General features: G+C 71.4%; 15 protein-coding genes and 1 pseudogene. All 16 read right to left on the bottom strand.

The window, feature by feature from the left end:
- Positions 1-24: 24 nt before the first annotated feature.
- Positions 25-1,320, bottom strand: a complete 1,296-nt coding sequence (locus ACXJKF_RS20630; protein ID WP_456789599.1) for a peptidoglycan DD-metalloendopeptidase family protein — start codon at positions 1,318-1,320, stop codon at positions 25-27.
- Positions 1,321-1,322: 2 nt separating this feature from the next.
- The gene (ftsX, locus tag ACXJKF_RS20625; RefSeq protein ID WP_456789598.1) at positions 1,323-2,237 is read right to left on the bottom strand and encodes a permease-like cell division protein FtsX; all 915 of its coding nucleotides are present in this window, start codon (positions 2,235-2,237) and stop codon (positions 1,323-1,325) included.
- The gene (ftsE, locus tag ACXJKF_RS20620; protein ID WP_456789597.1) at positions 2,237-2,926 is read right to left on the bottom strand and encodes a cell division ATP-binding protein FtsE; all 690 of its coding nucleotides are present in this window, start codon (positions 2,924-2,926) and stop codon (positions 2,237-2,239) included. Before ftsE ends, ftsX begins: the two co-directional genes overlap by 1 nt.
- 149 nt (positions 2,927-3,075) lie before the next feature.
- Positions 3,076-4,320 (bottom strand): ROK family protein, encoded by a 1,245-nt coding sequence (locus tag ACXJKF_RS20615; protein ID WP_456789596.1) that lies wholly within the window; start codon positions 4,318-4,320, stop codon positions 3,076-3,078.
- 21 nt (positions 4,321-4,341) lie between these two features.
- Positions 4,342-5,619: a sugar ABC transporter permease gene (locus ACXJKF_RS20610; RefSeq protein WP_456789595.1), complete on the bottom strand. Its 1,278-nt coding sequence runs from the start codon at positions 5,617-5,619 to the stop codon at positions 4,342-4,344.
- Positions 5,616-6,488, bottom strand: a complete 873-nt coding sequence (locus ACXJKF_RS20605) for an ATP-binding cassette domain-containing protein (RefSeq protein WP_456789594.1) — start codon at positions 6,486-6,488, stop codon at positions 5,616-5,618. Before ACXJKF_RS20605 ends, ACXJKF_RS20610 begins: the two co-directional genes overlap by 4 nt.
- A gap of 166 nt (positions 6,489-6,654) precedes the next feature.
- Positions 6,655-7,797: a sugar ABC transporter substrate-binding protein gene (locus ACXJKF_RS20600; protein WP_456789593.1), complete on the bottom strand. Its 1,143-nt coding sequence runs from the start codon at positions 7,795-7,797 to the stop codon at positions 6,655-6,657.
- Between the two features lie 638 nt (positions 7,798-8,435).
- Positions 8,436-9,551 carry a peptide chain release factor 2 gene (gene prfB / locus ACXJKF_RS20595; protein WP_456789592.1) on the bottom strand — a complete coding sequence of 372 codons (1,116 nt, stop codon included), beginning with the start codon at positions 9,549-9,551 and terminating at the stop codon, positions 8,436-8,438.
- Positions 9,552-9,562: 11 nt separating this feature from the next.
- On the bottom strand, positions 9,563-9,673 hold the full coding sequence (locus ACXJKF_RS20590) for an ABC transporter ATP-binding protein (protein ID WP_456789591.1): 111 nt from the start codon (positions 9,671-9,673) through the stop codon (positions 9,563-9,565).
- Between the two features lie 27 nt (positions 9,674-9,700).
- Positions 9,701-10,276 carry a pilus assembly protein TadG-related protein gene (locus ACXJKF_RS20585; RefSeq protein WP_456789590.1) on the bottom strand — a complete coding sequence of 192 codons (576 nt, stop codon included), beginning with the start codon at positions 10,274-10,276 and terminating at the stop codon, positions 9,701-9,703.
- Entirely contained in the window at positions 10,269-10,736 is a 468-nt protein-coding gene (locus tag ACXJKF_RS20580) for a pilus assembly protein (protein ID WP_456789589.1), read from the bottom strand. The genes ACXJKF_RS20585 and ACXJKF_RS20580 overlap by 8 nt, the downstream gene beginning before the upstream one ends.
- Positions 10,733-11,083, bottom strand: coding sequence for a TadE family protein (locus ACXJKF_RS20575; protein ID WP_456789616.1), 351 nt, complete (start codon positions 11,081-11,083; stop codon positions 10,733-10,735). Before ACXJKF_RS20575 ends, ACXJKF_RS20580 begins: the two co-directional genes overlap by 4 nt.
- A gap of 20 nt (positions 11,084-11,103) precedes the next feature.
- A complete protein-coding gene (locus ACXJKF_RS20570; protein ID WP_456789617.1) occupies positions 11,104-11,379 on the bottom strand; it encodes a hypothetical protein in 276 nt (91 codons plus the stop codon).
- Between the two features lie 54 nt (positions 11,380-11,433).
- Positions 11,434-12,366 (bottom strand): type II secretion system F family protein, encoded by a 933-nt coding sequence (locus ACXJKF_RS20565; RefSeq protein WP_456789588.1) that lies wholly within the window; start codon positions 12,364-12,366, stop codon positions 11,434-11,436.
- On the bottom strand, positions 12,363-13,226 hold the full coding sequence (locus tag ACXJKF_RS20560; protein WP_456789587.1) for a type II secretion system F family protein: 864 nt from the start codon (positions 13,224-13,226) through the stop codon (positions 12,363-12,365). The genes ACXJKF_RS20565 and ACXJKF_RS20560 overlap by 4 nt, the downstream gene beginning before the upstream one ends.
- Positions 13,226-13,999, bottom strand: a pseudogene (locus tag ACXJKF_RS20555) (CpaF family protein); the annotation flags it as partial. The gene ACXJKF_RS20560 and the pseudogene ACXJKF_RS20555, both read right to left, overlap by 1 nt.
- Positions 14,000-14,278 lie beyond the last annotated feature (279 nt).

Raw genomic sequence — 14,278 nt, 5'->3', positions numbered from 1 at the left:
GGGCCACGGAATTCAGAGCGCGGGTCACAGACCGAGCAGCGGACGCGGGTTCGTCGTCGCACCGTTCACGTAGACCTCGAAGTGCAGGTGGCAGGCCGCCGACGTGCCGGTGTTGCCGGAGCGTCCGATGAGCTGGCCCCGCTCGACCTGCTGGCCCGAGCTCACCGCGAAGCTGGTGAGGTGGTTGTAGCTGGCGGACAGGGCGTTCCCGTTCACGAATCCGCTGTCGATCATGACCTGGTTGCCGAACCCGAACMGCGACTTCGCCCACGTGACCGTGCCCGAGCGTCCTGCGTAGATCGGGGTGTTGCAGTAGGTGCGCAGGTCGATGCCCGCGTGCAGGCGCACGTAGTGCAGCGTCGGGTGCATCCGCATGCCGTACTCGGAGGTCACGTAGATCGGGTTGATGCTGGTCGGGTTGCCGAACAGCGCGTTGCCGATCGGGCCGGGAGGACCCTGCGGTTGCCCGGCCGCGGCGTCGCGCGCGCGCTGCTCCGCGATCGCCTGCTCGAGCTCGCGCTGCACCTGCGCCGCCTCGGCGTCGGCCTGCGCCAGCTGCTGCTCCAGCGACGCCTTCGTGGCGTCCAGGGCGGTCTGCTGCTGCACCTGCTGGGCCAGCAGGTCGTCGAGCGCCTGCTTCGCCGCCGTCGCGGCCGCCTTCGCCGCGTCGGCCTCGACCACCTTCTGGTCGGCCGCGGCCTTCAGCTCCGCGATCTTGTCCTTCACCGCGACGAGCCGGGCCTCCGCGTTGCGGTTGGCCGACTCGGCGGCCTTGAGGTCGTCGAGGATCTGCGCCTGCGTGCGCAGCGCCGTGGCCATCAGGCCGTACCGCTGCACGAAGTCGTCCGTGCTCTGCGCGTCGAGGATGACGTCGACGCTGGACACCCCGCCGCCGCCCTTGTACGCCTCGCGGGCCATCTGCCCGATGGCGGCGCGCATCTGCGCGGCGTGCTCGGTGTCCTGCGCGATGGTCGTCGTGATCGTCGACTGCTGCTCCTCGGCGTCGACCAGCCGGGCCGCGATGATCGCCGCCTCCCGCTGCGCCTTCTCCAGCGCTGCCTTCGCTGCGTCGAGCACCGCCTGCGCGCCGGGGATCTTCGCCTGCGTGTCCGCCAGCTGCACCGCGAGCGCCTGGATCTCGGCGCTCACGCCCTCCATCGCCGCCTCGGTCTGCTCGCGTGCCTTGGCGATCGCCTCCCGCTGCGCCTCGGCGGCGTTGCGACGGTCGTCGATCTCGTCCGCCACCGCAGGCCCGGCCAGAACTCCGGTGATGAGGAGGACCAGCACGGCCAGGAAGGAGGAGAGACGCAGACGAGTCACGATCACACCTTGGTGTATCGGCTGAGGGTGACCAGGGAGGAGATCGCCGCGAGCAGGATGGCGACCCCGATGAGCACCGGGGCGATCGTGAGGACGTCGGCGGTGCTCACGTACGGGATCCAGCCCGCGGACTCCCCCAGCCAGTCGTCGACCAGGTACGTCACTCCCACCCACAGCCCGCCGACCGCCAGCAGGGCACCGATCGTCGCGGCGATCGCGCCCTCCAGCATGAACGGCAGCTGGATGAACACCGTGGACGCACCGACCAGGCGCATGATCCCCGTCTCGCGCTTGCGGCTCAGGGCGGACAGCCTGATGGTCGTCGTGATCAGCAGGACCGCTGCCAGCAGCATCACCAGGGCCAGCCCGCCGGCCAGCAGGGTCGCGTTGTTCAGCACCGAGAACAGCCGGTCGAACAGCCGCTGCTGGTCCTTGACCTCCTCCACACCGGCGCGGCCCGAGATCACCTCGGAGACGACCGAGTACTTCTCCGGGTCCGTGAGCTTGATGCGGTAGGAGGAGTTCATGTCGTCGACCGTCGCGGCCGACGCCCAGAACTGGTCCTTGAACTGCTTCTGGAAGGCGTCGTACGCCTGTTCCTTGGTCTCCGTGTAGACCTTCTCCACGTACGGCTTCACCTCGGGCGACGCGAGCGCCGCCTGGATGTCCGCCTTCTGGTCGTCGGTGACCTCACCGCTCGCGCACGTGGGTGCCGTGGAGTTCTGCGGGCACAGGAAGACCGACACCTCGACCTTGTCGTACCAGTCGTCCTTCATCTTGCCGATCTGCGTCTGCAGCAGGGCGGCGGCGCCGACGAAGGTGAGCGACACGAAGGTCACGAGGATGACGGAGATGGTCATCGACAGGTTGCGACGAAGACCCAGGCCGATCTCGGACAGGATGAACTGGAGGCGCATCAGCGGTCCGATCCGTACACACCGCGCGACTGGTCACGGACCAGGGCGCCGGTGGACAGCTCGATGACGCGCTTGCGCATCTGGTCGACGATCTCGTCGTCGTGCGTCGCCATGACGACCGTCGTGCCCGTGCGGTTGATCCGGTCGAGCAGGCGCATGATCMCCAGGGACGTCGTCGGGTCCAGGTTTCCCGTGGGCTCGTCGCAGAGCAGGATGTTCGGCCGGTTCACGAACGCGCGCGCGATGGCGACGCGCTGCTGCTCACCACCGGACAGCTCGTGCGGGCGACGCTTCTCCTTGCCGGCCAGGCCGACCATCTCGAGCGTGTCCGGCACGGTGGTGAGGATGTGGTGGCGGGGCTTGCCGATGACCTGCAGCGCGAACGCGACGTTCTCGAACACGGTCTTGTTGGGCAGCAGGCGGAAGTCCTGGAACACGGCGCCGATGTGGCGGCGCAGCGTCGGCACCTTCCACGACGACAGCGTGCCCAGCTCCTTGCCCGCGACGAACACGCGGCCCGCCGACGCCCGCTCCTCGCGCAGCACGAGGCGCAGGAAGGTGGACTTGCCGGAGCCGGAGGCGCCGACGAGGAACACGAACTCGCCCCGCTCGACATCCAGGGACACGCGGTCCAGCGCCGGTCGGGCGCCGCGCGCGTAGACCTTGGTGACGTTCTCGAATCTGATCACGATGCTCGCGGGGGCCAGGTTCGGGGACGGGGCACTGCTGCTGGCCTGAACGAGCGTAGGCAGCGGGTCGGTGCACCGACGGTGGTGACACGCCGACGGTTGCCTGTGAGAACGGGCAGACGTCTGCTTTGGTGCAGAATGTCGGGCCGTCAGGTCCCCGACAGCAGCTCCGGCTCCTGCTCGGCGCGGGCCCCGAGGGTTCCCGCGGGGTCCTCCAGCACGTCCGCGAACGCCACCTCGGCGGCCCCGACGAGCTGCGCGTCCGACCCCAGGTCCGAGCGCACCAGCAGCGCCTGCTCCCGCATCGGCCCCAGCGCGCGCGAGTACGACGCGGCGAGCGTCGGCTCCATCGTCGGGTAGAGCGCCCCGAGGGTCCCGCCCAGGACGACCACGCTCGGGTTGAACAGGTTGACCAGGCTGGCCAGCCCGAGGCCCACCCACTCCCCCGTCTTGCGTACCCCGGAGATGCTGCGGCGGTTGCCGATGGCGACGTCACTGAGCACGTCCTCGATGTCGGACTCGCGCGGGTCCCGGCCGACGCCGCGGATGATCGCAGCGTCGCCGATCTCCGCCTCCCAGCACCCGCGCGCCCCGCACGAGCACACGCGCCCGCCCGGCTTGACGACGATGTGGCCGACCTCGCCCGCGTACCCGCCGGCGCCCTTCAGCAGCTCGCCGTCGACCACGACACCGCCGCCGACCCCGACCTCACCGCGCACGTACAGCACGTCCTGCTTGCCGCGCGCGGCACCGCGCAGGTACTCGGCGACGACCCCGAGGTCGCCGTCGTTGCCGACGGCGACCGGGTACTCGTGGGCCGTGGCCTCGCGGAGCAGCTCCGCGAACGGCACCTCGTGCCAGCCCAGCGGGGGCGAGCGCCGCACCAGCCCGTCGGGCTGTCGCACGCTGCCGGGCACGCTCACCACCAGACCGAGGCACACCGAGCCGGGCACCGACTTCGCCTGCATCTCCCGGGCGAGCGTCGCGATGAGCTCCACCACGGCGGGGACGTCGTGCGGCGACGCGCTGTGCAGCCGACGGCGTACCTGCAGCATGTAGCCGCCGAGCCCCACGCGTGCGGCACCGACGCTCGACGGCGTCACGTCGAACGCGAGCACGTGCACGCTCGTGCTGACCGGCTCCACGACGTTCGACGGCCGGCCCTTGCCGGAGACGACGCCGGGCCGCTCACGCACCAACCCGAGCTTGACCAGCTCGGACGTGAGCGACCCGACCGTCGACCTGTTGAAACCGGTGGAGGCGACGAGGTCCGACCGCGTGGCCGGCCCGTCGAAGTGCAGCAGGCGGAGGACCGCCGACAGGTTGGCCCGTCGCACGTCGTCCTGCGCGGCCGCATCGGCCCGCCGGACCGGCGGACCAGCGCCGAGCCGCACCAGCAGCCTCCCTCAGATCGTCTAGAGCCGTCCTGTGGCCCTGGCGCGCCGACGGGAGATCGCGTCGACCGCGGCGGCGGCGACCAGGACCGCACCGGTGACAACGTACTTGACGCCGGCCGAGTACCCGAGCAGCCCCATGCCGTTGTCGATGACCGCGATGACCGCACCACCGATGAGCGCGTCGATGATCCGACCCTTGCCACCGAACAGCGAGGTGCCACCGATGACGGCCGCGCCCACGGCGTAGAGCAGGACGTTCGAGCCGCCCGCGTTCGGGTCCACCGACGTGGCCCTCGACGCCGCCAGCACGCCGGCGATGGCCGCCATGGAGGAGCAGATCATGAAGCACGCCAGCTTCACAGCCTTGACGTTGATCCCCGCGCGCCGGGTGGCCTCCTCGTTGCCGCCGACCGCGTAGATGTGCCGGCCGAACGCCGTACGCGTGAGCACGAACCCGAGCACGAGCGCCAGGGTCACGATGAGCGGCACGACGATGGGCACACCGATGATCGACGTCCGCAGCGGGTTGAGGCTGCGCTCCTGGTTGAGGATCGCGACCATGGCGATGACCACGGCGCACAGCGCGACGATCTTCACCACCACGAGCCCGAGCGGAGCAGCCAGCAGACCCCGCTGGCGACGCAGCTGCCACGTCCGCAGGCTCGAGCCCGCGTAGGCGAGCACCGCGACGATCGCGAGCGCCCAGCCGACGAGCGGCGGCACGTTCTTGTTCTGCAGCGCGACGATCACCGGGTCCGTGATGGAGATGTTGCCGCCGCTGCCGATGATCAGCAGCACGACCCCTTGCAGAGCCAGGAACCAGGCCAGCGTCGTGACGAACGACGGGATGCCGATCCGCGCCACCAGCAGGCCGATGAGCAGGCCGATGACGAGGCCGGCGCTGAGGGCGGCCAGCAGGGAGACGTACCAGGACCAGTGGTAGACGGTCAGGCCGGTGGCCAGGACGGCGCCGCACACCCCGGAGGCGACACCCGCCGACAGGTCGATCTCGCCCAGCAGGAGGACGAAGACGAGACCCATCGCGATCGTCACGACGACCGCACCCTGCTGGAACAGGTTGGCGATGTTCAGCGCCGACGGGAACGTGTTGGGCTTGAGGACGACGAATGCCAGGGTCAGGACGGCGAGCGCGAGGATCGCGGGCAGCGACCCCATGTCACCGCCGCGCACCTTGCTGACGTAGTTGCGGACGGCCTCGCCGAACGTCGGCTGCTCGACCGACCCGGCCAGCAGGGACGGGGCCGTCTGTGCCGGGGGAACCGTGGACGTGCTCATGCGGGGGTGCTCCCGTTCGTCGTCGTGGGCGCGTCGCTCGTCGTCGCGGTCGCGCTGGTCACGCGCTCCGGCGCGTCCCGCGAGATCCTCGGGGCGACAGCGCCGGGGGCCAGGCCCGCCGAGCCGGACGTGATGAGCTCGATGATCTCGGTCCGCGACGTGTCCTGCGTGCGTACCTGCGCGGCCGTCTGGCCGAGGTAGAGCACGTTGATGGAGTCCGCGACCTCGAAGACGTCGTTCATGTTGTGCGAGACCAGGACCACGGCGAGTCCGGCGTCCGCGAGCCGGCGGACCAGCTGCAGCACCTGCTCGGTCTGGGCCACGCCCAGGGCGGCCGTCGGCTCGTCGAGGATGACAAGCTTGGAGTTCCACAGCACCGCCCGGGCGATGGCGACCGTCTGCCGCTGACCACCGGACAGGCTGGCGACGTGCTGGCGGATGGACCGCACGGTCCGCACCGACAGGCTGGCCAGGACCTCGGCGGCGCGGGTCTCCATGGCCGACTCGTCGAGCCGGAAACCCTTCTTCAGCTCACGACCCAGGAACATGTTGTGGACGATGTCGAGGTTGTCGCACAGCGCGAGGTCCTGGTAGACGACCTCGATGCCCAGCGCGTTCGACTCCGCCGGGGACGAGATCTGTGTCGTCTCCCCCTGGAAGAGGACCTCCCCCGCGTCGAACGCGTAGATGCCTGCGACGCACTTGATCATCGTCGACTTGCCGGCGCCGTTGTCGCCGACCAGTGCCGTGACCTCACCGGCCCGCGCGACCAGGTCGACGCCGCGCAGCGCGTGCACCGCGCCGAAGTTCTTCCGCCCGCCGCGGACCTCGAGGGTCGGCGGCGGTGCCAGGTCGGGTGCTTGAGTCATCGTCCACCTCATGGGTCTGTCGGTTCACCCCGCATCGTCGCGGGTCTGTGCGGTACTGCGAGTCTTCTCGGGCGCTCCGTCTCCGGACGCCAGGCCGGGGCCGGCCGCCTGCGCGGACCGGCCCCGCCTGGTCACCGGGTCTCTCGGGGACCCTGTGAGTCGTGCGTCAGGAGATGCCGGCCTCGGCGCACTTGGCCTCGAGCTCGGCCGTGCAGACGGCCTCCTTGGTGGTGTAGCCGTCGTCGATGACCTTCTTGACCGAGTCGAAGAAGATGGCCTCGGGGTCCAGCAGGACCGACGCGACGTCCTTCTTCGTCTCGGTGTCCTGGACGGTGCCGGTGGCCAGGTCCGCGGTGTCCTCACCCTTGGCCAGCGCCACGGCAAGGGCCGACGCGGCGTCGGCCTCCTTCTTGACGGCCTTGTAGACGGTCATGCACTGGTCGCCCGCGAGGATGTTCTGCAGACCCTGGTCGGTCGCGTCCTGACCCGTCACCGGGACGGTGCCGTTGGCACCGTTCTTCTTCAGGATCGAGATCGCGGCGTTGCCCAGACCGTCGTTGGCAGCGAGGACACCGTCGATCTTGCCGCCGGTCTCCGTCCACATCTGCTCGAAGATCGTCCCCGCGAGCTGGTTGTCCCACTTGTCCACGGCCTGGTCCTGGACCACGGCGTACTCGCCGCCGTCGGCCTTGGCGACCTCACCCACGAGGTTGACCGGGTCCGGGGCGTCACTGAGGCCGAGTGCCGTGGCGGCGCCCTCCTTGAACAGCGTCGCGTTGTTGTCGGCAGGGTTGCCGTTGAGGAACGCGATGTTCCCCGTCGTCTTGCCGGCGTCCGCGAGGCACTTCGCCAGGCCCTCACCCTGGAGCTCGCCGACCTTGACGTTGTCGAACGACACGTAGAAGTCCGCGCCGCCGCCCAGCGTCAGGCGGTCGTAGTCGATCGTCGCGATGCCCTGGTCCTGGGCCTTCTTGAGGACGGCCTTGCCGGACCCGGAGTCCAGGTTGACGATCATGAGGACGTTGACGCCGCTCGTGATCATCTGGTCCGCGATGGTCTGGAACTGGGCCACGTCCCCCTGTGCGTTCTGGATGTCGTACTCGACGCCGGCAGCCTCGAAGGCCTCCTTGAGGTACTTGGCGTCGGCGGTCTCCCACCGGGCCGAGGACTTCGTGTCCGGGAGGATCACACCGACCTTGGGTGCGGCCGCCTCCGTCTCGGTGTCGCTGGGCGTGTCGCTGCCACAACCGGCCAGCAGCAAGCCGGAGGCCATGACGGCCGCCGTGGTCAGGATCATGCTTCGTCGCATCGTGCTCCCTCTCTGGACGACGCCCCGTTGCGCTCGTCTCCACCCGGCGCTTTTCGGACGCGCGGACTATGTTGCGGGCGACAACATATGGCTGGGCGGGGTCCCTCACAAGGTCAGAAGCGCATTCCGTGGTCAAACCGTGACCTTGCAGGCTGAGCAAGCGCTTTCTGCGATGTCGGATTCGCCCACATGGCCGAACCATGTTCTCTCCGGCAACAAACCCCTACTGCCCTGCTCCACCCCTGGACGTCCGCACTCGAGCGGGGCGGGACCCGCCGGAGCGCGGACGTCACGGCTCCACTGCCGGGGTGCCCGCCTGAGGGCGGGCGCGCTGCTGCTCTCCCCCACGACGTCCGCACTCGGGTGGGGTCGGGTACGCCGGAACGCGGACATCACGGCTCTGCAGCCACGGGAGTCGACGGAGTGACGACGTGCGTCCGCTCTCGCCGAAGGAGTGACGACCTCAAGGCCCCTGGCCAGGAGTCGAGGGCGGCTGCCCTCCCCGGGCTCGCCAGGCGGGGACGCCGCGGAGTGCCGACGCGCAGGGCAGCCCACACGGACCGCCGCCCGATCGATCGTCGTGACGAGCGCAGGCCGGAGCGTGGAGCTCGGCGCGCCCGTCTGGCGCGTGCGGCGGCTCAGTCGGTCGTGGACTCCGCCGAGCGGCGCCAGCGGATGCCCGCCTCGATGAAGTCGTCGATGTCACCGTCGAACACCGCGGCGGGGTTGCCCACCTCGTGCTCGGTCCGCAGGTCCTTGACCATCTGGTACGGCTGCAGGACGTAGGAGCGCATCTGGTCCCCCCAGCTGGCCTTCACGTCCCCGGCCAGCTCCTTCTTCTTCGCGTCCTGCTCGGCCTTCTTCACCAGCAGCAGCCGGGACTGCAGCACGCGGAGCGCGGCGGCACGGTTCTGGATCTGCGACTTCTCGTTCTGCATCGACACGACGATGCCGGTCGGGATGTGCGTCATGCGCACCGCGGAGTCGGTGGTGTTGACCGACTGGCCACCGGGACCCGACGAGCGGAAGACGTCGACCTTGATCTCGGACTCGGGGATGTCGATGGAGTCGTTCGACTCGATGAGCGGGATCACCTCGACGGCCGCGAAGCTCGTCTGGCGCCGGCCCTGGTTGTCGAACGGCGAGATGCGGACCAGCCGGTGCGTGCCGGCCTCGACGGACAGGTTCCCGAACGCGTACGGCACCTTGACCTCGAACGTCGCCGACTTCAGCCCGGCCTCCTCCGCGTAAGAGGTGTCGAGCACCGTCGTCGGGTACCCGTGCCGCTCCGCCCAGCGCAGGTACATGCGCAGCAGCATCTCGGCGAAGTCCGCCGCGTCGACGCCACCGGCGCCCGAGCGGATGGTGACGACAGCCTCGCGCTGGTCGTACTCCCCCGACAGCAGCGTGCGGACCTCGAGCTCGCCCAGGTCCTTCTGGATCTTCAGCAGATCGGCCTCGGCCTCGGCGAGCGTGTCCTCGTCGTTCTCCTCGAGGGCCATCTCGACGAGGGTCTCGAGGTCGTCGATCCGCCCGTCCAGCTTGCTCATCCGGTCCAGCTCGGCCTGCGTCGCCGACAGCGCGCTCGTGATCTTCTGCGCGGCGTCCGGGTCGTCCCACAGGTCGGGGGCCGAGGCCTGCTCCGACAGGCGGGCGACCTTCGCCTGGAGCGCTGTCGGGTCGCTCACCGCCTGGATGGTGCCCAGGGTGGTGCGCAGATCACGGATCGCGACGGGGAAGTCAGTGGTGGCCACAACCGTCCAGGCTACCGGAGTGCGCTCGCCGCTCGAGCCTGCGGGATCGACGCCAGCAGGGTGCGGGTGTACGGCTCGCGCGGGTCGGCGAAGACCTGCTCGACGGTCCCCTGCTCGACCACGCGCCCCATCTCCAGCACGGAGACGGTTCAGGACCCCCGCGCGACCGACTCGGCCTCCAGCGCGATCCCGTCCGACCACGGCGCCAGCACCCAGCTCAGGAGCACCGGCCGGACCACCGCGCCCAGGCGCACCTGCGCGGACCGCCCGTCGGGTGTCGCCGCGTCGAGGATCACGAGCTCGTCCCAGGCGGTGGCGGCGTCGGGGTTGTCCCGCAGGTAGCCGTCGACGGCTGCGCGGACCGCGAGGTCGGTGAGCAGAGCACCGCCGGCGCCCTGGCCGTCCTGGCTCGCACCCGGGACGAAGTACGGGTTGTCGCCCACCGCGTCGGCTCCCTCGAGCGCGAGCAGGTCCGCGAGCGCGAGCAGCCGCTTGCGCTCCAGGTGGACGCCCGCGGCGGACACGACGACCGTCAGCAGGAGCAGCGCGACGACCACGAACCCGAGCGTGAGGACCAGAACCTGCCCGTCGTCACCCGCGGCCCGGCGCGCCCCGCGCGTCTCCGCCCAGCGCGCCCCGCGCGTCTCCGCCCGGTGCGACCTGCGCGTCGAACGGTCCGCCCGGGGTGACCACAGCGGCGGGTCCGGCCGGTGCGCCCTATCCATCCGTCGTCCGGTACGTGTCGACCGGTGCGACGCGCTCGACGCTCACCGGGACCTCCAGCGGGACGACGTCACGGACGAAGCTCGGCACGAACGGCAGCGGCACGCGCACCTCGATCCGCGCGGACACGTCGCTGCCCGGTGCCAGGCAGGGCACGGCCGAGCAGGTGAGCGTCAGGGCCGTCGCGGGGTCGTCGTCGAAGCCCTGGTCCCGCAAGGCGATCCCGACCGCGGCGACCGCGCGCTGCGCGCCCTCGTCGGCGCTGTCGGCCGCGACGTAGGTCCGAGCGGCCTCACGTGCCGCGCCCTCCGTGGCGAACATGGCCGCTTCGAGACGACCCAGCGTCAGCACCAGGTAGACCAGCGGAACCAGCAGGACGAGGGAGAGCCCCAGGAACTCGATGACCGAGCTGCCCTCCTCCCCCGCCGGCCGTCGGCGGCAGGAGACCCTGGACCGGCTCACGGCTCCTCGACCAGCGCGTGCCCCCGGACCGTGAGCGTGCCGGCAGGACCGACCAGACCCACCAGGGGCAGCGGCGCCTCCACCTCGACCTCCACGACCTCGAGCCCGTCGAGCGTGGTGCGCCCGGCGCGGACCCCCTGCGCGTACGCCGGCGACAACGCCTGCTCGATCAGGTCTCTCGACCTCTCCGCCCCGTCCGTGGGCGCGTGCCCCACGAGCGCGCCGTACCGGGCCCCTTCCGCAGCGGAGTCGACCAGCGTGTTGCGCACGTGCAGCACGATGGTCAGCTGCAGCACGGCCACGAACAGCACAGTGACCAGCCCTCCGACGAGGGCGAAGTCGACGATCGCCGACCCCGCCTCGCCCGTCAGGGTCCCGTGACGCTCGTGATGGCCTCCTCGAACACCCTGCCGAGGGCGTCCCCGGCGATGACCCACAGCGCCGTGACCAGGCCGGCCGTCATCAGCGTCACCAGCACCCATCCGGGCACGTCGCCGCGCTCGCGTCCGCCGCTGACGACACGTCGCCGCACACCGCCCCACGCCGTGCTCCCCCACACCAGCGAGCCCCACAGCACCGCCCCGACCCGCGACGGCGGCCGGCCGTCCGTGCTCCCCGACTGGCTCTCGGTCCCGCCCGTCATCGGTACTCCCTTCGTCGGGCGCCGTCACGGCGCCGTGCTCGATTCCTGCGCCGGTCACAGACCGACCCGCAGGACCACCATCGAGGGGAAGATGGCGAAGACGACGGTCACCGGCAGGATCAGGAAGACCACCGGGACCATCATCAGCACCTCCTTGCGCCCACCGGTCTCCATGAGGGCGCGACGGCCCTCCTCCCGCACGTCCTGCGCCTGTGCGCGCAGGACGTCGGCCAACGGCGTGCCGCGCTCGACCGCCACGGCAACGCCCTCGGCGAAGCGCGCGAGCGCCGGCAGCCCCGTCCGGTCCGCCAGGTTGTCCAGCGCCACGGTCAGGGGCGCGCCGGCGCGCGCGTCGGCCAGCGTCCGCGCCAGCTCTGCGGTCAGCTCACCGTGCGTCGACCGCACGACGCGCTCCAGGGCGCCGATCGCTCCCTCGCCCGCGCCGACGGCGAGGGCGAGCAGCTCGGCGATCGTCGGGAGCTCGGTGAGCATCCGCGACTCGCGGGCGCGTACCTCGCGCGTCAGCGCCCAGTCCCGCGCGAGCACCCCACCCAGACCGCAGACGCCGACCAGCACCACGAGGGCGAGCACCCCGCTGCCGCGCGTCGCGACGAGCACCAGTGCGAGGGCCAGCCCGGCGGCCAGGCCGAGCACCCCCCAGACCACCTGCCCCGCACGGAACTGCTCGACCGTCTCGGTTCGTCCGGCCCGGCTCAGCCGACGTCGGAGCTCACCGGTGGGTGAGCCGAGGCGCGTGACGAGCCGGACCGCATCCGTCATCACCGGCGCGACGAGTCGCTCGACCGTCACGAACGGTCCCCGCACGTGCGGTGCGCGCAGCAACCCGGACGCCGTGGCCTGCGGGCGCAGGTACGGGGCGAGCCGCTGGTCGAGGCTGATCCGCCGGGACCGCAGGCGCAGCACCACGATCGTCAGCCCGAGCCCACCGAGCAGCCCCACCAGCGCACCGACCACGCCCGGGCTCACCGCAGCACCCGCGGGTCGTCCGGGAGCCGGGCGATCCGCAGCATGACGAGGTAGGCGACCACCGTGCACGCGCCGCCGACGGCGAGGACCGCGAACCCCGCGGGGGTGTCGTAGGCGGCCGCCGCCTCCGGGCGGGTGGCCAGCAGGGCGAGGACGATCGACGGGGCGGCGACCGCGAGCCGTGCCGCGTACACGGTCCAGCTCTGCCGCGCCTCCAGCTCGCCGCGCGTGCGGACGTCCTCGCGCAGGAAGGTCGACAGGGTGCGCAGGAGCCGGCCGAGGTCGGTGCCGCCGACGTCACGGGTCAGGCGCAGCGCCTCGACGATCCGGTCGGCGACCGGGTCCGCGAGCCGGGCCTTGAGCGCGTCGAGGCTCTCGCTGAAGCGCCCGGTCGCCCGGTAGTCCTCGGCGAAAGCCGTGAACGCCTCGCGCAGCTCGACGGGCCCGCGTTCGCCGATCTGGGCGACGGCCTCCGGCAGAGCCAGACCGGCACGGATCCCCGACCCGAGGTGGTCGACGACCTCGGGCCACAGCTGCCGCAGGCGCGCGCGGCGCCGGCGGGCACGCCCCCGCACGAGCGCCCACGGGGCCATCGCCGCGAACACCGCGAAGCACAACGCGATCGACGGGATCCGGGTCAGCACGGTGCCCAGCAGCAGGACCACCAGCCCGAGCACCACGCTCACCGCCACCAGGCCGCCGGGCGTCACCCCCGCCACGCCCGCCTGGACCAGCGCGTCCTGCGTCCGGGCATGCCAACCGGCGGCCCGCGTCGGGGCKGCACCCGCCGGCTCCGCCCAGCACGACCACCAGATGCACGCGACCCCGGCCCCGAGCAGCAGCCCGACGACGACCCCCATCAGCCTCGCCCTCGCAGCAGCGCGGCCAGGTCGATCCCCGTGCGGGCGAACCGCTCCGGGTGCGGCGGGTAGCCGTCGGCACGGACCAGGTGACCGGCACGGGCGTGGAAGACGTCGGCGGTCTCCACGATCCCCTGCTCGACGCGGCCGGGTACCGCCACGATCTCCCGCACCGCGCGTCGTCCACCCACGTCCAGGTCCAGGTGCACGACGAGGTCGACGGCCGACGCGACCGTGGGGACGACGAACCTGTCCGACACGTTCTCCCCGGCGAGCAGCGGCAGCGTGCAGAGCTTGGTCAGCGCCTCGCGTGCCGAGTTCGCGTGGATGGTGCACATCGCGGGCACGCCCGCGTTCAGCGCGATGAGCAGGTCGAGCGCCTCGGCCTCCCGCACCTCGCCGACCAGCAGCCGGTTCGGCCGCATGCGCAGGGCCTCCTTGACCAGCCGACGCAACGGGATCTCGCCGGTGCCCTCCAGGCTGGGCTGACGGCACTGCATCGCCACCCAGTCCCGCGCGACGAGCCGCAGCTCGAACACCTCCTCGCACGTGATGACCCGCTCGCGTGCCGGGATCGCGCCGGCCAGGGCGTTCAGCAGCGTCGTCTTGCCCGCCTGCGTGCCGCCGGAGACGAGGACGTTGAGACCTGACCGTACGGCCGCCTGCAGGAACGCAGCGGCGTGCGGCGTCAGCGTGCCGAGGCCGACGAGCTCGTCGAGCGTGGTCGCCCGGACGACGTACTTGCGGATGTTGACCGACCAGTGGTGGCCAGTACCCCAGGTCCCGGTCCCAGCTGGCGGTCCCGTTCAGCGCGCCTGTGCTGGTCGCAGCGTGAGCGGGCGGGAGGATCGGCCGGTGGAGGTCCGGACGTTCGAAGAGGCGCGAGCTGTGGTGCGCAGGCACAGCCCGTTGGCCGAGATAGCCGACTACGGCGGCCAGGACGCGACCCACTGGCACGTCCCCGCGTGGGACGGCTTCATCGGCCACGGACCGCTCCTGGTGGCGAAGGCCGACGGTGCCGTCACCATGCTGCCGTCGGTGCCGCCTTGGCC

The organism is Cellulomonas sp. P5_C5 (assembly GCF_054049655.1).
This window is presented reverse-complemented; position numbering and strand designations above follow the sequence as displayed.